This window comes from Rummeliibacillus sp. NPDC094406 (assembly GCF_044763875.1).
Classification (GTDB): Bacteria; Bacillota; Bacilli; order Bacillales_A; family Planococcaceae; genus Rummeliibacillus.
The window spans coordinates 324399-341782 of record NZ_JBIWGZ010000002.1; the positions used below are offsets into that span (position 1 = coordinate 324399).

Consider the following 17384-nt stretch of genomic DNA (forward strand, 5'->3'; position numbering starts at 1 on the left):
ACCTCATTAGTGGGTTGTCTCTTCTTTTCTCTCCTTCGCACGTAATTGACCACAAGCTGCATCAATATCAGAGCCGTGCTCACGACGAATTGTAGCGTTGACACCATGTTTTTTTAATGTTTTCTCGAAATCGAAAATCTTATTTCTTGGTGTACGAACATAGTCACGTTCTGGTACATAGTTTACTGGTATTAAATTGATGTGACATTTAATCCCTTTTACAAGATGGGCTAATTCTTCTGCATGTGCAACAGAGTCATTTACACCTCCAAATAAACCATATTCAAAGCTAATACGACGGCCTGTCTTTTCAGTATAATACTTTACAGCTTCTATTAATTCTGGTAATTTGTATGCTTTTGCAATAGGCATTAATTGTTGACGTAATTCTTGATTTGGTGCGTGTAATGATAATGCAAAATTAATTTGCAATTGTTCATCTGCGAATTTGTAAATTTTCGGGATAATACCACTTGTTGAGACGGTAATATGGCGAGCACCAATATTTAAGCCTTTTTCGTGGTTAATCACTTTTAAGAATCGCATCATAGAATCGTAGTTATCAAATGGTTCACCAATCCCCATAATAACAACTGAGCTTACGCGTTGCTCTTTTTCATCTAAAGCTTGTTGAACTTTCACAACTTGTTCAACGATTTCACCTGGTAAAAGGTGGCGTTTTAAACCACCTAATGTAGATGCACAGAAAGTACATCCAATCCTACATCCTACTTGAGTCGTTACACATACAGAATTACCATAATCATGGGCCATTAATACAGTTTCGATTGAATATCCATCTTGTAATTGGAATAAAAACTTGATGGTACCATCTTTTGACTCTTGTTTAACTAAAGTATTTAGTGTGCTGAATGCAAATTCTTGTTGTAATTTATCACGCAAGCCTTTTGAAAGGTTTAACATTTCATCAAAACTTGTGACGCGTTTTATATATAACCAATCAAAAATTTGAGCAGCTCTAAATGGTTTTTCACCATGTTCTTTTAGCCAATTTTGTAATTGATCAGGTAAAAGTGAATAGATTGATTCACGAAGCTGGGGTTTTTCTTTTTTTACACTTGCTGGGGTTTTTATTTCTTGATCCATTAGTTTTTGGATCCTCCTTTTTTTCTGAAAGCAGCAACAAAAAATCCGTCGCTACCAAAATCGTGTGGAAAGACTTGCATCATGCCTTCTGTTTTTAATGCTTGTAATGGTTCCGGTACTTCTTCTACTTTGGATAATTCCATATCAGGATGAGCTTGTAAAAAGGCATCTACAGTACCGTTGTTCTCCATTTTATCAATTGTACATGTACTGTAAACCATTTTGCCTTCATTTTTTAATAAAGTATATGCAGAATTTAATAATTGAAGCTGAATTTTTTGAAGTGTTTCAAAATCCTCTTCTTTTTTTGTGTATTTAATATCCGGCTTACGTCGAATAACACCTAGTCCACTACAAGGTGCATCTACCAAAATTCGATCAAACGATTCTGCATCAAATATTGAAGTTGCTTTTCTTCCATCTAAAACTTGAGGATGAATAATTGATAAACCTAGACGATCAGCATTTTGCTGAATTAGTTTTATCTTATGAGGATGTAAATCGGTTGCAATTAGTTCCCCTTCGTTATTCATCTTTTCGGCAATATGTGTTGTTTTGCCTCCTGGTGCCGCGCACATATCCAATACTCTCATACCAGGTTTAACTTCTAATGCATATGCCGGTAACATAGAGCTCTCATCTTGAATGGTAATAAGCCCTTCTTTAAAAGCTGTAGAACGGGCCACTTGTCCCTCAAGGATGTGCAAGCATTCTGGCATCACTGTACTTCGTTTTACTGAAAATTTCTCATCCCATAAACTTCGAAGGGCTTCGTCTACGGTTGCTTTCGCTGTATTTACACGAACTGTTTGCAATGGTGGTAGATTGTTTTCATACAACATATCTGTCGTTTTTTCTAATCCAAAGCCATCAATATAACGACGGACAAGCCATTCTGGGTGACTTGTTTCGATTGCTAAACGTGTTGCATTATTCTCAATTCCCGTTGTTTCTCGAATGCCGTCACGTAAAACGGAACGTAGTATCCCGTTTACAGTTGCACTAACTCCTCGATGGCGAGCACGGTGTTTTGCGATTTCAACGGCTTCATTTACAGCTGCATGGTCAGGAATCTTCGTTAAGAAAACAATTTGATATAAAGACAAACGTAATAACCATCGAACCCAATCTTCTATTCTCCCACGTACATAGGGCTCTAAATAGTAATCAAGCGTCATTTTATATTGCAATGTACCGTACGTGATTTCTGTTAGTAAGCCACGGTCTTTTGCATCAATTTTATATTTTTCAATGGTTTGATGTAACAATAAATTGCTATAAGCTTGTTGTTTATCAACAGCAAGCAGAATCGTAAGTGCTGCATCACGGACATTTCCATTCCAAATTGGTGCTACATTTTTATTTTTACTCATTCAAAATGGTCCCCAATCTGTAATTTAGAACCTACACCATTTAAGTAATTGACAGCTTCCATCCGTTTTTTACCTGCTGGTTGTAAATCTAGAATATCAATTGCTTGTCCTTCACCAGTTGCAACTGTGAAGAATTTTTTTGAAATCCCAATAACTGTTCCAGGCTTTTCGTTATGTTTAGTATTAGATTTTCTTGCCCACCAAATTTTGACGTTTTGGTCATCAAGTGTTGTATATGCGATCGGCCATGGATGTAAGCCACGGATTTGATTGTAAATATCTGTATTATTTTCTGACCAATCAATGCGTTCTTGTTCACGTGAAATATTATGAGCAAAAGAAACTTTTGCCACATCTTGTGGAATACGTTGATTTGTACCATCAATAATTGAAGGTAATGTAGTTTTTAATAAATCGCGACCAACGATGCTTAATTTATCAAATAATAGGCCAGTATAGTCCTCTGCTTCAATTGATAGTGGCTGTTGAGCGATTATATCACCTGCATCTAACTTTTCAGCCATATACATGATCGTTACGCCAGTTTCTTTTTGACCATCGATTACTGCTTGATGGATAGGAGCTCCACCACGATATGCAGGTAGTAATGAGGCATGGACATTAATACAACCAAGTCTTGGTGCATCAAGAAGTTCCTTAGGTAAAATCTGACCAAATGCTGCTGTTACGATTAAGTCAGGATTTAGGGAAATAATTTGCTGTAATTCCTCAGAACCTTTTAAACGTTCCGGTTGGATAACTTGTAAACCAAGTTCCACTGCAGCTGCTTTCACAGGAGGCGGTGTTAAAACATGTTTACGACCAACTGGACGATCTGGTTGGGTAACAACAGCTTTAATATTATAGCCTTCTTCATTTAACATTTTTAAGACGGGTACAGAGAAATCAGGGGTTCCCATGAAAACAATCGAAATCATTGTTCTTCATCCTCCTCTGCATACATTTCTTCTATTTCTTCAAGCGTGTAGATTTTTGTGATTTTTTTATCAAATAAAATGCCCTGTAGATGATCTACTTCATGTTGAATAACACGTGCATCATAATCATAAGCTTCTAGTTCATATAGTTCGCCATTACGATCCTGTGCTTGTACTTTCACATATAACGGACGCTCAACATCTCCATATAAATCCGGAAAACTTAAGCATCCTTCTATATCCACTCCTGTATCGGCAGAAACTTCAACAATAACAGGATTAACTAGTTCTAAAACTTCACGTTCTTCTCCCAGTTCTACTACTGCAGCTTGAATACTTTTATTTACTTGCGGGGCTGCAATCCCAACACCATCATTTTCAAGCATTGTTTCATACATATCATCTAGTAATTGTGCTAATTCAGCGTCAAAACTAGTGACTTCAGTTCCCTTTGTTTCTAATACTTTAGCAGGGTTTTTTACAATTTCTAATAATGCCATTTTGGACCTCTTTCCTAGTCGTACGAATTAGATGGATGAAGGGTCTAAATCAACGGTTAGTTGAATACCTTTTTTAATCCATTCCGTACGATACATCCGAATAAGTTGTTGTAATGTTTCCGTTAAATTCGGTTCTTTTTTATATTTTATCAAACATTGATAACGATATCGATTTTGGACTCGACTAATGGAAGCTGCCGTAGGTCCGATTAAACCAACTTGTGGAGATAATTTAAGTTTTAACCAATCCATTGCTTTTCCAGCATACTCAGCTGCCATCATAACATCTTCATGTGATATTTGAATAAGGACAACATAGTAATATGGCGGGTAAGCAAATTTATGTCGCATCGCCATCTCTTGCTCATAGAATGGTTCATAATGCTGTTCTTTTGATAATTGAATCGCATAGTGTTCAGGTGTATAGGTTTGGATAATTACTTCACCCGGTAGATCATGGCGACCAGCACGACCACTTACTTGTGTTAACAATTGAAAAGTTCGTTCTGCTGCACGGAAATCAGGAAGATTCAATGAAGTATCTGCACTTAATACGCCCACTAATGTGATTCTCGGAAAATCAAGTCCCTTGGCAATCATTTGAGTGCCTAGTAAAATATCTGCTTTTCCTGAACCAAAATCATCCAGTATACGTTCATGGGCACCCTTTTGTCTTGTTGTATCGACATCCATTCGTAAGACTCTTGCTTCCGGAAAGACTTTATGAATCTCTGCTTCAATTTTTTGCGTGCCCGTACCAAAAAATCGGATATATTCACTATGACATTCAGGACATTCTGTTGGAACATGTTCTTCATAGCCACAATAGTGACATTTCAACATTTCCATAGAACGATGATAGGTCATAGAGATATCACAATTTTTACATTGTACAACCGTTCCACAATCACGGCATAAAACAAAAGATGAATAGCCTCGGCGGTTTAAAAATAGAACCATTTGTTCTTTTTTCTCAAGCCTTGCTTGGATTGCATCAGCTAATGCTGTAGAAAACATGGACCGATTCCCACTATGAAGTTCTTCACGCATATCTACAACTTGAACAGAAGGTAATGATTGTTGTTTCGCTCTTTTGGATAACGTTAATAAAGCAAATACGTTTTTCTTTGCACGTGCAAAAGATTCTAGAGAAGGTGTTGCACTACCTAAAATAACCGGACAATGATGAAATTGACTACGCCAAATTGCTACATCTCTAGCATGATAGCGAGGTGTATCTTCTTGCTTATAAGTTGATTCATGTTCCTCATCTAAAATAATAAGTCCTAAATTCTTAAAAGGAGCAAAAATAGCGGATCTAGCCCCAACTGCTACTTTTACTTCACCACGACCAATCTTTCTCCATTCATCATACTTTTCACCTTTCGATAATCCACTATGCATTACCGCCACTAAATCACCAAATCGTGCACGGAAGCGTTCCGTCATTTGAGGGGTTAATGAAATCTCAGGTACTAAAACAATAGCCTCTTGTCCATTTTCAATTGCTTCTTGAATAGCTTGTAAATAAACTTCTGTTTTTCCACTTCCTGTTACACCATGTAATAAGAAGGTTGTTGCTTGCTTCGCTTTCATCGATTTTAAAATTTGTTTAAGCGATATATCTTGCTCGTCTGTTAAAGCAAGTGCTATAGACTTTTTTGCATCTTTTGCAAAAGGATCACGATATACTTCCTCTTGAAAATATTGTGCTGCTCCCTTTTCTACAACCGCATTTAATACAGCTAATGTAATGTCTAGTGTCTCACAAAGCTCTTGTGGGATGAATTCTTCTCCAGCATGTTCGACCATCCATTCTGCTACTTGTACTTGTTTTTTTGCCCGTGCGGATATAGATGTAGCAATTTGTTGCAATTTAAAAACATCATCTATTACTTTCACCTTGCGAACAGCTTTTACTTGCCCTTGTTGTTTGACAATTGTTTTTTGCTCTACGAAACCTTGCTTCATACAATATTTAAGCGGCCGTAATAAATTAGCCGCTTCAACTTTTTTATATGGAATCATTTCTTTTTGACCAAACAAAGCCTGTAGCTCAGCAGGTAAATTAGAAAGCTCTGTCGTTAGCTTAATCGATTTCTCATATTTTGCTCGTAAAGCTGATGGTAACATGACTTGTAGTGCATCGATTTCATAGCATAAAGTATGAACTGTCATCCATTTGGCAAGCTCTAGCATTTCTTCTGTTAATACGGGTTCGATGTCTAATACTTGAGCAATTGGTTTAATCTTATCGATTGGTACATCTGTTTGTTCTTTTAATGCAGTGATAAAACCAAGGACATTTCTTGGACCAAATGGAACTTTAACACGACAGCCTACTTCTACTAATTCTTGCAACTCCTCAGGAACTGTATAATCAAAAGGTCTGTCCACTGGATAAGCAGAGACATCGACAATGATTTTTGCAATCATTACTACATACCTTCTCTTTTTAAGATGGTAGTGAATAGTTCAAAAGCAAGTTCCTCTTTTGGAAGATGGACAAATGCTTGCTGGAAGTCTTCTTTACCTACTAATGTCACCGTATTTATATCAGTACCAAAACCACGATCTGATTTAGAAACATCATTAGCAACGATATAATCTGCATTCTTTTTGTCTAGTTTTCCCTTAGCATAATTCAATACATCATTTGTTTCTGCTGCAAAACCAATTAATAATTGATGTTTTTTACTTTCACCTAAAGTAAGCAGAATATCTGTTGTACGTTCAAGCTCAATACTTGAATCTCCAGCTTGCTTTTTCATTTTTTGAGAAGACTGATTTTTTGGTCGATAGTCTGCTACTGCTGCCGTTTTTATCACGATATCTGCATCGTCGTATTCTTTTAAAATAGCTTGTAACATTTCTTCGGCACTTTCCACTGGAACTACTTTTACCCCTGCTGGCGGAGTCAACGACACTGGACCTGAAACAAGAATTGTTTCTGCACCAAGCTTTTGTGCAGCAGTTGCCATTGCATATCCCATTTTCCCAGAAGAAAAGTTTGTTAAATAACGTACTGGGTCAATTCTTTCTCTCGTTGGCCCGGCAGAAATAACCACTTTCTTCCCTCGAAGTGGTAAATATTTAGGTTCAAAAAAACCTTCTACTAAAGAAACTATTTTCTCAGGTTCTTCTAATCGACCTTTACCTACATAGCCGCATGCCAAAAATCCTTCTTCCGGCTCGATAAATTCATAGCCATCTGAAGCAAGGCTTGCAATATTCCGTTTAACTGCCGGATGTTCATACATATGAACATTCATAGCTGGGGCAATCCAAACTTTAGATGTTGTAGCAAGTAAGGTTGTTGTTACCATATCATCAGCTATACCATTGGCAAGCTTCCCTATTATGTTAGCTGTAGCAGGGGCTACGATTACAAGATCTGCCCAATCCGCTAAATCAATATGTGCAATAACTGCGGAATCCTTTTCATCAAAAGTATCTATATATACATCATGTTTAGACATGACTTGAAAACTTAAAGGATTCACAAAACGGGTTGCAGATTCTGTCATCATTACTTTCACATGTGCACCTGCTTGTGTAAGCTTACTAACCAATGCAACTGCCTTATAAACTGCGATACCGCCTGATACACAAAGTAAAATGTTCTTATTTGCAATCATGTTTTTCTTCCTCTCAAAACAACACAAGCCCCCAAAGAAAGGAACTTCTCTGGGAGCTTCTGCGTCGTTAGTAAATCAATTACGCCTCTGCGTAATTGCGCCCAGATTTTAATCGAATTTGCTCGATTAATTCCTCTTAAAAATCTGTGGCTTTAATCTAATTCAACGGGAGCACTTACGCCCTCTGAATTAGATTAAACTTCATCTTCGTAAACTTTTGTTTCGTCTTGTTCTTCTTTAGTAAGAACGCCAGCAGCTACTTCTTCAAGTGCTTTCCCTACATTTTTATCAGAAACATATGAAGATAAATGTTCTGAACTACCTTCTTGCATAGCACGTGCTCTTTTAGAAGCAAGACTCACAAGTGAATATTTTGAATCAATTTTAGTTTTTAATACGTCAACAGATGGATATAACATCTATTATTCTCCTCTCAACATAGCTAAATATTGTTTTTCTACACGTTCGCGTCTACAATGTTCAGCAAGAACAATTGCATTGACACGTTCACAAGCTAATTGTACTTCATCGTTTTCCACGACATAATCGTACAAATTCATCATTTCCAATTCTTTGTTTGCAGCAGCTATACGTGTTGCAATCACGTCTTCTGTTTCAGTTCCACGACCTACTAATCGTTGTTGTAATTCAGAAAGACTAGGTGGCGCAAGGAAAATAAATAGGCCATCTGGCACTTTTTCACGAATTTGTTCTGCACCTTGAACTTCAATTTCAAGGAATACATCACGACCTGCATCTAATGTTGCATTGACATAATCAATAGGTGTTCCATAATAATTACCCACATATTGAGCATATTCAAGTAGTTTGCCTTTTTCAATTAGTGCTTCAAATTCTTCTTTACTTTTGAAGAAATAGTCTACACCATCCACTTCACCCTCACGTGGCTTACGAGTGGTCATGGAAATAGAATATTCATAATTCGTATCTGGTTGTGAGAATAATTCTTTCCGCACTGTACCTTTTCCTACACCGGAAGGACCAGATAAAACAATCAATAATCCACGTTCTCTTCTCATTAACTCTCCCTCATCGTTCCAAATAATAAATCATACAATAATTGATGCTATTATTCAATATTTTGAACTTGTTCTCGCAATTTCTCTAAGATTGTTTTTGCTTGAACGACAGCTGTGGCTGCTTCGACTGATTGGTTTTTAGAACCAATAGTATTAATCTCACGATGTATTTCTTGCATCAAAAAGTCGAGTTTCCGACCGATTGACGTATCCTCTTGTAGTGTTTCATCTAACTGTTTTAAATGACTAGTTAAGCGATCTAATTCTTCTGCGATATCTGCTTTTTCTGCAAAAATTGCTACCTCTATTATAAGGCGCTCTTCTAAATTATCTGCTTGACTAATTTCCTTTATACGTTCTACTAGTTTTTCACGATATTTTTCTACTGCTTGAGGCGAAACACTTTTAATAATGGCAATTTGCTCTTCTAAAGCCTTTTTATAGCCTTTAACTGCTTCTACTAATTCCTGACCTTCTCTTTTTCTCATTTGAATAAGAGCTGTAGCTGCCTCTTCGACCGCTTTGTCCACTGCATTTAAAATTTCTTCTTTTGGAAGTTCTTTTACTTGTAGTGTTAATGCTTGGTCAAGCTCTAAAATTTCCGACATTGACCAATGTTCATCAAGTGGAATTTGTTGTCTTAACTCTTCTCTTGCTTCTTTGTAAGCATTGACAAGAGGCCAATTGATTTGCACAACTTGTCCAAGCGGTGCTAATTCTTTCACACAGACGGATACATCTAATTTTCCTCTAGCTACTTTTGTAGAAAGTACTTTTTTTGCATATACTTCCGCTTCGGTCCAATCTTTAGGAAATTTAGTTGAAATTTCTAAAAAGCGGTGATTTACTGAACGGATTTCTACTGTTAATTGCAATTGATCCGTTGTTGTGACACCCCTGCCAAATCCAGTCATACTACGCACCAAGGTCAGTCACATCCTTCTTTGCATACTATTCATAAGTATAGCATAAGATATACGTAATTGCGTATATTGATTAACTGGTTATCTATCCATTGTACGCTAAAATTTTATTCCGTGCTGATTTTTTTTATAAAAAAAGAAGTTTTATGGTATCAAATATATCCTCTATATTATATGGAAGATGACATGAAATCCCTTTCGATTATATTGTGCGGATTGGTATTTTAGAATGTGTAAAAGACATATTCACATAAAAAAATGGTAAGATAGAACAAAACGCTTTGAAAGAGGAATTTACATATGGCATATGATGGCTTATTTACACTAGCGATGACCAAAGAATTACAACAACTTGTCACTGGTCGAATCGCTAAAGTGCATCAACCGAATGCACAGGAAATCATTTTAACAATACGAGCTAATGGCACTAATCATAAATTATTATTCTCAATTCATTCATCTTACGCACGTGTACATTTAACAGAACAGTCAGTTGAAAATCCTGCAGAACCACCAATGTTTTGTATGTTATTACGAAAACATATTGAAGGAGGTTTTATCGAATCCATCAAACAAATTGATGGTGACAGAATAATTATATTAACAATTACAAGTAAAAATGAAATTGGAGACCCGATTACTAGAGAATTACATGCTGAAATCATGGGGCGACATAGTAATCTCATTTTAGTAGAACAAGATACACAGAAAATAGTCGATAGCTTAAAACATTTACCACCTGCAATGAACAGTTATCGTACTGTTCTTCCTGGTCAAATCTATATAGCACCTCCTGCTCAGGACAAAGTAAACCCTACAAAAGTTACTGATGAAGAATTACAAACATATTTTGCTACTGAAAAGACAGCACAAGAGATCGTCCAGCATTTTACCGGCTTTTCTCCACTTCATGCCAATGAGTTTTTATATCGTGTGAGAGAAAGTAGCAAGTCTGAGATCAATCTATTCCCAGTATTCATCGAAGAATTTAACAATGGTGGTAGTCAACCAACTTTTATAGAAGTAAACGGTAAAACACAATTCTCACCAATTGCGCTATCTCATTTAGAAGGAAAGCCAACTACTTATCCAACATTAAGTACTTTGCTAGATCGAGTATTCTTTGCTAGAGCTGAACGAGACCGGGTGAAACAACAAGCTGGTGACTTAGAACGTTGGCTACAAAATGAAATTAATAAATTGAAATTAAAATTGAAGAAACTACGGAAGGATCTAGATCAAGCTTCTAAGTTAGATCAATATCAACTATTCGGTGAATTATTAATGGCAAATCTATATAATTTTGAAAAAGGTCAAAAAGAAATTACTGTTGTTAATTATTACGATGAAAATGGTGCAGTAGTGAAGATTCCATTAAGTGAACGTAAAACACCAATTGAAAATGCACAAAGCTATTACACAAAATATAATAAAGCAAAAAATGCACTGATCATGGTGCAACAACAAATCGATAAGACAAATGAAGATTTAACCTATTTTGAAATGCTTTCACAACAAGTACAACAAGCTTCACCTCATGACATTGAAGAAATTCGTGAGGAATTAGCAGAGCAAGGCTTTATGAAAATGCGTGCCTCAAAACGTCGCAAAAAACCTACAAAACCAGCTCCTGAAGAATTTATTTCTACTACAGGCACGCGTATTTCAGTAGGCAAAAATAATAAGCAAAATGATTATTTAACATTTAAAATTGCAAGAAAAGCTGAAATTTGGCTTCATACAAAGGATATCCCAGGCTCTCATGTTGTCATCCATGATTCTGAACCAGATGAACAAACTTTAAGAGAAGCTGCTACATTATCTGCTTATTTCAGTAAAGCAAGGGATTCCTCGTCAGTTCCCGTTGATTACACAGAAATTCGCCAAGTGAAAAAGCCTAGTGGTGCTAAACCTGGATTTGTGATCTATTTTGAGCAAAAAACAATCTACGTCACTCCAGACGAAGAACTGGTGATGAAGTTAAAGCAAGACTAATAAAACGATCAGATTACTTTATGGTAATCTGATCGTTTTTTGTGTTTGAATACAAAAAAGAAATGGGGGGAAAACTAACAGAATCAAATGAAAGGCGGTTTGGTCCTCATGAAGTATAAATTAGTTCGTAGCATGCTTGGTCACCCTAATAACACTGCCGATCAAAATATGACGAATACATTAGGAGATGCCTCGATTAAGAAGTTAAAGGAAGTAGCTAATCATGTAGATGACGTTCTTTTCAAGAATATCCCTACAATTGAAGGCGTCGTAACTGTTATTTACTCCACTTCGCTTGTGGAAAAAATGACAATGCAATCCATGGTATTTATTCCATTAGCTAATTATATAAATCAGATTCATCAAATTGGAGAACCGATAAAACTTGCTAATATGAAGAAGATAATTAATACGTTAAATTCTGGACAAACTCTTTTATATTTCCACGAAACCAAAACCTTGCTTCATATTGATACTTTTAGTGCTCCTGGACGAGCAATCACAAATACCGAAACTGAATCGACAGTTATTGGACCACAAGATGCCTTTACAGAATCATTAGAAACAAACATTTCCTTAATAAGAAGACGAATAAAAAATCCTCAGCTAAAAAATGAGAATCGTACAATAGGAACCGAAGTGGCTGTTAAAATTACTATTATGTACATGGAAGATATCGTGAATAAAGACTATTTAAATAGATTAAAAAAACGACTAAATGAAATTCATTTTCCAACGTTTATAGATATTTCTGAATTAAAACAGCTAATAGAAGATAATCCATATTCTCCATTTCCTCAATATTATATGACTGTACGGCCAGATAAAATTGACCACAGCCTTCTAGACGGTAGAATTATTGTTTTAATGGATAACAGTCAAGCAGCTATCGTTTGTCCTTCAACATTTTTTGAAATGTTCACTACAGTTGAGGATTATTATAACCGTTGGACGACAGCTTCCTTACTTCGTACTCTTCGGTTCTTTGGATTTTTCTTAACGATCATCATCACACCTACTTACATTTCTGCAATGACATTTCATCCAGAGGTTCTACCTTATGATCTCTTAGTAAATTTGCAGAAATCTAGAAGTAAAGTCCCTTTCAGTCCACTTTTTGAAGTATTGTTTATTGAGTTAATCATAGAAGTATTGAGAGAAGCTGGGTCACGATTACCAACAAAAGTTGGTCAAACGATCGGTATTGTTGGAGGTATTGTAATTGGTACTGCAGCAGTTCAAGCTGGATTGTTTAGCAATATTTTAATTGTATTAGTTGCAACTTCTGCATTACTTTCCTTCTTACCACCGATATTCTTAATGAGTAACGCCAGTAGATTTGTTAGATATATTTTTATCTTATCGGCAGGACTATTAGGTTTGTTTGGTCAAATGCTAGCATTTGCTTGGTTAATAGCGCATTTACTTCGTTTACAATCTTTAGGAACATCATACATGGCGCCTGTTATACCACGTAAGGCCACTGATTTGATGGATAGTGTTATTCGATTTCCAATAGCATTCTTAAAATCGAAATCAGGAATTTCTAAAGCACAAAAAAAGTAGATTGCTTTTTTCGAAAGTGAGATGTCTTAATTTGAGCACTAAAGATCAAAAACTTTTAAATAAATATCATGTAATTTTTTTGGCCCAAAGTTCAATGATTGGTACTGGTATACTCACTTTACCCCAAAAGCTAAGTTCTGTCGGTTATAGTCAAGCATTACTGCCCTTCTTTTTTGGAATCATTGCAAGTCTAACACTTGGACAGATGGTTTGGTTTATGTCAAAATATCCCAATAAAAATTTATTTGAGATTAATGAATTATTGCTAGGAAGGATATTAGGTAAAAGCATTAATGTTTTGATCGTACTTCAATTTACACTTTTTATTGCAGGTATTATTAGCGACTACATGCATCTCATACAAAGTACTGCACTACCAGAACACACAATTACGATTCCTGTACTTCTCTTCCTCTTAATACTTATATATATTACAAATGGTGGTATAACAACTATTGCACGTTTTTGTATAATGGCTTTCTTCATAACTATAGGGGTGTTTTATTTTTTGCATTGGGCAATGGAGAAAGGTGATTTAAGCCACATTTTCCCATTATTTAATTACAACAGATATGAGCTTTTTAATGCAGCAAAAAAAGGGTATTTTACAATATTAGGATATGAATTAATATTGTTTTATTTCCCCCTTATTAAAGATCAAAGAAAGGCATATAAACATGCTATGATTGGCGTTTGGATTAGTATAGCACTATATCTTCTAACTACTGTAGTAAGTGTTATGTATAACTCCGAATGGCAACTAAAACATATTGAATTTCCTGTATTGAATATCTTCAAAGCTGGTGGATTTACTTTTGTTGAAAGAATAGATATCTTCGGTATGACGCTATGGGTATTTTTGATTTTTTCTACAGCTTCAGTGTATTTATGGAGCGCAAAAAAAGGATTAGATATACTAACATCTAAAAGAAAAAATTATTATTTATATATCCTTGCCTTTGTTATTTTCCTTTTGGTGAAGATTCCATTTGATCAAGCAACCCAAAAAAAAATATTTTTAGTAAGCAATTATGGTGAATATATTTTAATTATTTGGCCGATATTTTTAGGCCTTTTATATTTTTTTAGAAAAAAGCAGGTGCAATGATGACTCGAAACAGCGTTTTTATTTCCATAGTTTTTTTATTACTTTTCATGTCAGGATGTTCTCAAGAAGAATCAAAAGTACCTTTAGAAGATGTTGCAATGGTTGGTGTCATGGCATTTGACTATATTGAAGAAAACAAAACAAAATTAACTGTAGTAATTCCACAGTATCAAAAAGCACAAAAGAATATACAAACGATTTCAGTTACTACTGATATAATTTCTAATGGCATTAGGAAAATAGGTAAGCTTTCTGATAGAAAAGTGGAATTAAATCAATTACGTGTTGTACTGATTAATGACGATTTTGCAAGACATGAAAAAGTAAAGGATATTATTGAGTATTTATACAGGAATCCTCAAGTTGGTAATAAAGTTTATATCGCTGTTGTTAAAGGGAGTGGTGAAGAATTATTAAAAGAAAAGTACCCCGATAAGCAAAGTGTTATCTATTATTTAAAAGATTTACTACAACCTAAAGTGACAACTGCCTTTAATCCAAATACTGACATTCATAGTTTTGTGTACACTTCAACAAGTCCAGTATTTGACCCAATTCTCCCTGTGTTAATCAAAAAGGGCAGTAATATTGATATTGAGAATGTCGCATTATTTAAAAACAATCATATGCATGAAACAATAACGCCAAACGAAGCACTGATTATTCAAGCTTTACAAGGAAAAAAAATCTGTCACCACTATATCTAAAGTTGAAGAATGGAGATACCGAGGAGAAAATCATGCTAAATTTAATTAAAAGTAAGGTGAAAATAAAGAGTAATAAAAACATGAATTCCCCAAGACTAACTATTACATTGAAAATTGAAGGAATTCTTAGTGAATATAAAGGAAGATTTAATAATAAATTGGAAAATGAACAAAATCTAACCATGCTTGAAAATGAAGTAGACAAACAAGTAGAAACAGATATTAAAGAATTTTTAGCGAAACTTAAAGAAATGAAAATTGATCCTATCGGTTTAAGTGAAAATTTCCGAATGTATTACAATGGAAAGTGGACAAAAGAAATGACAAAGCAAACAATTAGTAAATTAAACGTGGATGTTCATGTAGAAACTTCAATACTTAGTACTGGTACTTTAAAATAAAATAAAATAAAAGGAGTACTATCGTTCGTTGTATGTAACACTCCTTTTTATATTGACAACACTATTGTATCCCCTTTAAGAAGGCAAGACGATTACCACTTGGGTCAATAACCACAAATTTACTTTCTAACTCTTGCAAAGGTGTCCATTGTTTTACGTGATCTTTCATTTTTTCATACGCGTCTTTTGTTGGAAGTTTAAATTGAACTTCTTGTAATCCACTATGAATATCGAGTGGATGCGCAACATTACTTCCACTCCATGTATTTCCTGCAATATGGTGATGATATCCTCCCGCTGATATAAAGAACGCATCATTTAGGATAAGTTGTGATTCAAATCCTAATACTCGATTATAAAATGCTAATGTTTTTTCTATATCATCAATACGAAGATGCACATGACCAACCGATGTACCTTGTGGCAGTTTACCATCCGTATCAAATTGAGCAAGTTCCACTAGTTCTTTAAAGTTTAGTGGATTGCTACCTGCTGGATATTGATCCCACTCTTCTTTAGGGCGATCTGCATAAATTTCAATACCGTTGCCTTCAACATCAGATAGATAGAATGCCTCACTATAGCCATGATCACTTGCACTATCAAGTTTTGCTATTGGAATGATACGTTCGAAATGAGGAAAACGGTTAGCTTGTTCTAACGGACTATCTACTGTATTTTTGTTACGCAATATTTCAAAGAATTTCGTAGCAAAAGCTTCTCTACTTGGAACAAGAAATGCGATATGAAATAAGCCTGTACTTTTAGCTGGTTGTAATTTTTCAGCTGTTTTTCTTAATTCTAAAAGTACTTTTGTATCATTTTTTGCTCCTAGGTAAGCATAATCCTCTGTTTTATTAAGTACTGTTAAGCCCACAACTTGTTTATAAAAAGCGATTTGTCGTGTTAAGTCGACAACTCTTAAAACAACACGCGCTATAGATGTTTCCGCATCAATTGTATATTGCGGCAAAAATTCTTCTATTTTTTCAATCATCTATGAAAACCCCTTTTCTGTTAAATCCTTAGTTTATCAATAGGTTTTCTTTTATTTTAATACATAAATTAATAATTGACAAATTATAGAGGAAATTACTCATGAATTATTTAATTTAACACCTTTGATTTCCACTGCTAGCGGATGCTTTCCACGGGCGGGGCCTAGCCGCTTCCCTCGCTTTGCTCAGTCCAGGGTCTCGACTGTCCCACTGTTCCGGCTGGAGTCACCTCCTTCCGTTCCAATCAACTGAATACTATACGAACTATAAATTCTACTAAAACTATAGAATAATAAAAAAAAATTTAAAGACAACAAAAGAAAGATATCGCCAATCTTTTTTTATTGTAAAAGAAAAGACTGTAGGCAAACTCGAAATTCTTCGAGTTTATCTGCAGTCTTGAGATTTTCTGTATATTACAGAAAATCATTTTTTATCGATTTATTTTGTAAAGAGATATTATAATTTGCCAGCTTTTAAATCAGCATGCCATTGTAATAAGCCTGGAATATCTTCTTCTTGAATCGCACCATTTTCTTTTGCAGCTTCAACTAATGCTTCGAAGTTTGATAGACTTTTATATGATACACCAACTTGATTAAAGTTTTCTTGTGCGCGCGGTAACATGTAAGAATAGACTGAGACAACACCTAGTACTTCTGCTCCTTCACGGCGAAGTGCTTCTACTGCTGTAATACTTGAACCACCTGTTGAAATAATATCTTCCACAACGACTACTTTTTGGCCTTCGTGAAGTTTACCTTCTGTTTGATTACCACGACCGTGGTCTTTTGGTTTTGAGCGGACATATACCATTGATAAATCTAAAATATCACTCACCCAAGCTGCGTGTGGAATACCTGCTGTCGCTGTACCTGCAACAACTTCTGTTTCGGGGAAGTTTTCTTTGATTAATTCAGCAAGACCATTCGCAATTGTTTTACGTACTTTTGGATAAGAGATCGTTAGTCGAGTATCACAATAAATTGGTGATTTAATTCCTGATGCCCATGTAAATAATTCGTTAGGACTTAATTCGACTGCCCCTACTTCTAATAATCCTTTTGCTACTTCTTTTTGAATTGTCATG

At 35.3% G+C, this 17384-nt stretch carries 16 protein-coding genes; 5 read left to right on the forward strand and 11 right to left on the reverse strand.

Features of this window, described 5'->3' with window-relative positions:
* Positions 1–6 precede the first annotated feature (6 nt).
* The 9 genes from rlmN to ACIQ4I_RS06480 all read right to left on the reverse strand — a co-directional run bounded on the left by rlmN (position 7) and on the right by ACIQ4I_RS06480 (position 9522).
* A complete protein-coding gene (gene rlmN, locus ACIQ4I_RS06440) occupies positions 7–1107 on the reverse strand; it encodes a dual-specificity RNA methyltransferase RlmN (protein ID WP_403094165.1) in 1101 nt (366 codons plus the stop codon).
* Positions 1107–2480 carry a 16S rRNA (cytosine(967)-C(5))-methyltransferase RsmB gene (gene rsmB / locus ACIQ4I_RS06445; RefSeq protein WP_403094168.1) on the reverse strand — a complete coding sequence of 458 codons (1374 nt, stop codon included), beginning with the start codon at positions 2478–2480 and terminating at the stop codon, positions 1107–1109. Before rsmB ends, rlmN begins: the two co-directional genes overlap by 1 nt.
* Positions 2477–3418 carry a methionyl-tRNA formyltransferase gene (gene fmt / locus ACIQ4I_RS06450; RefSeq protein WP_403094171.1) on the reverse strand — a complete coding sequence of 314 codons (942 nt, stop codon included), beginning with the start codon at positions 3416–3418 and terminating at the stop codon, positions 2477–2479. The genes rsmB and fmt overlap by 4 nt, the downstream gene beginning before the upstream one ends.
* Positions 3415–3918: a peptide deformylase gene (gene def, locus ACIQ4I_RS06455; protein ID WP_403094173.1), complete on the reverse strand. Its 504-nt coding sequence runs from the start codon at positions 3916–3918 to the stop codon at positions 3415–3417. Before def ends, fmt begins: the two co-directional genes overlap by 4 nt.
* Positions 3919–3945: 27 nt before the next feature.
* Positions 3946–6354, reverse strand: a complete 2409-nt coding sequence (gene priA / locus ACIQ4I_RS06460) for a primosomal protein N' (protein WP_403094176.1) — start codon at positions 6352–6354, stop codon at positions 3946–3948.
* A gap of 2 nt (positions 6355–6356) precedes the next feature.
* Complete coding sequence (gene coaBC, locus ACIQ4I_RS06465; RefSeq protein ID WP_403094179.1) at positions 6357–7556, reverse strand: bifunctional phosphopantothenoylcysteine decarboxylase/phosphopantothenate--cysteine ligase CoaBC; 1200 nt, start codon at positions 7554–7556, stop codon at positions 6357–6359.
* Between the two features lie 194 nt (positions 7557–7750).
* Positions 7751–7975, reverse strand: coding sequence for a DNA-directed RNA polymerase subunit omega (gene rpoZ / locus ACIQ4I_RS06470; RefSeq protein ID WP_403094182.1), 225 nt, complete (start codon positions 7973–7975; stop codon positions 7751–7753).
* A gap of 3 nt (positions 7976–7978) precedes the next feature.
* Complete coding sequence (gmk, locus tag ACIQ4I_RS06475; RefSeq protein WP_403094185.1) at positions 7979–8596, reverse strand: guanylate kinase; 618 nt, start codon at positions 8594–8596, stop codon at positions 7979–7981.
* 50 nt (positions 8597–8646) lie between these two features.
* Entirely contained in the window at positions 8647–9522 is an 876-nt protein-coding gene (locus tag ACIQ4I_RS06480) for a YicC/YloC family endoribonuclease (protein WP_403094188.1), read from the reverse strand.
* Between the two features lie 297 nt (positions 9523–9819).
* On the opposite strand from ACIQ4I_RS06480, the gene ACIQ4I_RS06485 reads away from it, so the two are divergent.
* From ACIQ4I_RS06485 to ACIQ4I_RS06505, 5 genes are all read left to right on the forward strand, one after another.
* Positions 9820–11514: an Rqc2 family fibronectin-binding protein gene (locus ACIQ4I_RS06485; protein WP_403094191.1), complete on the forward strand. Its 1695-nt coding sequence runs from the start codon at positions 9820–9822 to the stop codon at positions 11512–11514.
* 108 nt (positions 11515–11622) lie between these two features.
* The gene (locus ACIQ4I_RS06490) at positions 11623–13080 is read left to right on the forward strand and encodes a spore germination protein (protein WP_403094194.1); all 1458 of its coding nucleotides are present in this window, start codon (positions 11623–11625) and stop codon (positions 13078–13080) included.
* Between the two features lie 31 nt (positions 13081–13111).
* Positions 13112–14188 carry a GerAB/ArcD/ProY family transporter gene (locus tag ACIQ4I_RS06495; protein WP_403094196.1) on the forward strand — a complete coding sequence of 359 codons (1077 nt, stop codon included), beginning with the start codon at positions 13112–13114 and terminating at the stop codon, positions 14186–14188.
* Positions 14188–14895, forward strand: a complete 708-nt coding sequence (locus ACIQ4I_RS06500; RefSeq protein ID WP_403094199.1) for a Ger(x)C family spore germination protein — start codon at positions 14188–14190, stop codon at positions 14893–14895. Before ACIQ4I_RS06495 ends, ACIQ4I_RS06500 begins: the two co-directional genes overlap by 1 nt.
* A gap of 2 nt (positions 14896–14897) precedes the next feature.
* Positions 14898–15296 (forward strand): Ger(x)C family spore germination C-terminal domain-containing protein, encoded by a 399-nt coding sequence (locus tag ACIQ4I_RS06505; protein WP_403094200.1) that lies wholly within the window; start codon positions 14898–14900, stop codon positions 15294–15296.
* Between the two features lie 61 nt (positions 15297–15357).
* Here ACIQ4I_RS06505 and ACIQ4I_RS06510 read toward each other — a convergent pair whose 3' ends face one another.
* Both ACIQ4I_RS06510 and pyrE read right to left on the reverse strand, forming a co-directional pair.
* Complete coding sequence (locus tag ACIQ4I_RS06510; RefSeq protein WP_403094203.1) at positions 15358–16293, reverse strand: VOC family protein; 936 nt, start codon at positions 16291–16293, stop codon at positions 15358–15360.
* Between the two features lie 460 nt (positions 16294–16753).
* Positions 16754–17383: an orotate phosphoribosyltransferase gene (gene pyrE / locus ACIQ4I_RS06515; protein WP_403094204.1), complete on the reverse strand. Its 630-nt coding sequence runs from the start codon at positions 17381–17383 to the stop codon at positions 16754–16756.
* Position 17384: the final 1 nt, after the last annotated feature.

Excerpts from the sequence above, each read along its gene's own strand:
- rsmB (WP_403094168.1), bottom strand. The coding sequence starts at position 2,480 with ATGAGTAAAAATAAAAATGTAGCACCAATTTGGAATGGAAATGTCCGT.
- ACIQ4I_RS06500 (WP_403094199.1), top strand. The coding sequence starts at position 14,188 with ATGACTCGAAACAGCGTTTTTATTTCCATAGTTTTTTTATTACTTTTC.
- pyrE (WP_403094204.1), bottom strand. The coding sequence starts at position 17,383 with ATGACAATTCAAAAAGAAGTAGCAAAAGGATTATTAGAAGTAGGGGCA.
- coaBC (WP_403094179.1), bottom strand. The coding sequence starts at position 7,556 with ATGATTGCAAATAAGAACATTTTACTTTGTGTATCAGGCGGTATCGCA.
- ACIQ4I_RS06510 (WP_403094203.1), bottom strand. The coding sequence starts at position 16,293 with ATGATTGAAAAAATAGAAGAATTTTTGCCGCAATATACAATTGATGCG.
- ACIQ4I_RS06485 (WP_403094191.1), top strand. The coding sequence starts at position 9,820 with ATGGCATATGATGGCTTATTTACACTAGCGATGACCAAAGAATTACAA.
- rlmN (WP_403094165.1), bottom strand. The coding sequence starts at position 1,107 with ATGGATCAAGAAATAAAAACCCCAGCAAGTGTAAAAAAAGAAAAACCC.
- priA (WP_403094176.1), bottom strand. The coding sequence starts at position 6,354 with ATGATTGCAAAAATCATTGTCGATGTCTCTGCTTATCCAGTGGACAGA.
- fmt (WP_403094171.1), bottom strand. The coding sequence starts at position 3,418 with ATGATTTCGATTGTTTTCATGGGAACCCCTGATTTCTCTGTACCCGTC.
- ACIQ4I_RS06490 (WP_403094194.1), top strand. The coding sequence starts at position 11,623 with ATGAAGTATAAATTAGTTCGTAGCATGCTTGGTCACCCTAATAACACT.
- gmk (WP_403094185.1), bottom strand. The coding sequence starts at position 8,596 with ATGAGAAGAGAACGTGGATTATTGATTGTTTTATCTGGTCCTTCCGGT.
- rpoZ (WP_403094182.1), bottom strand. The coding sequence starts at position 7,975 with ATGTTATATCCATCTGTTGACGTATTAAAAACTAAAATTGATTCAAAA.
- def (WP_403094173.1), bottom strand. The coding sequence starts at position 3,918 with ATGGCATTATTAGAAATTGTAAAAAACCCTGCTAAAGTATTAGAAACA.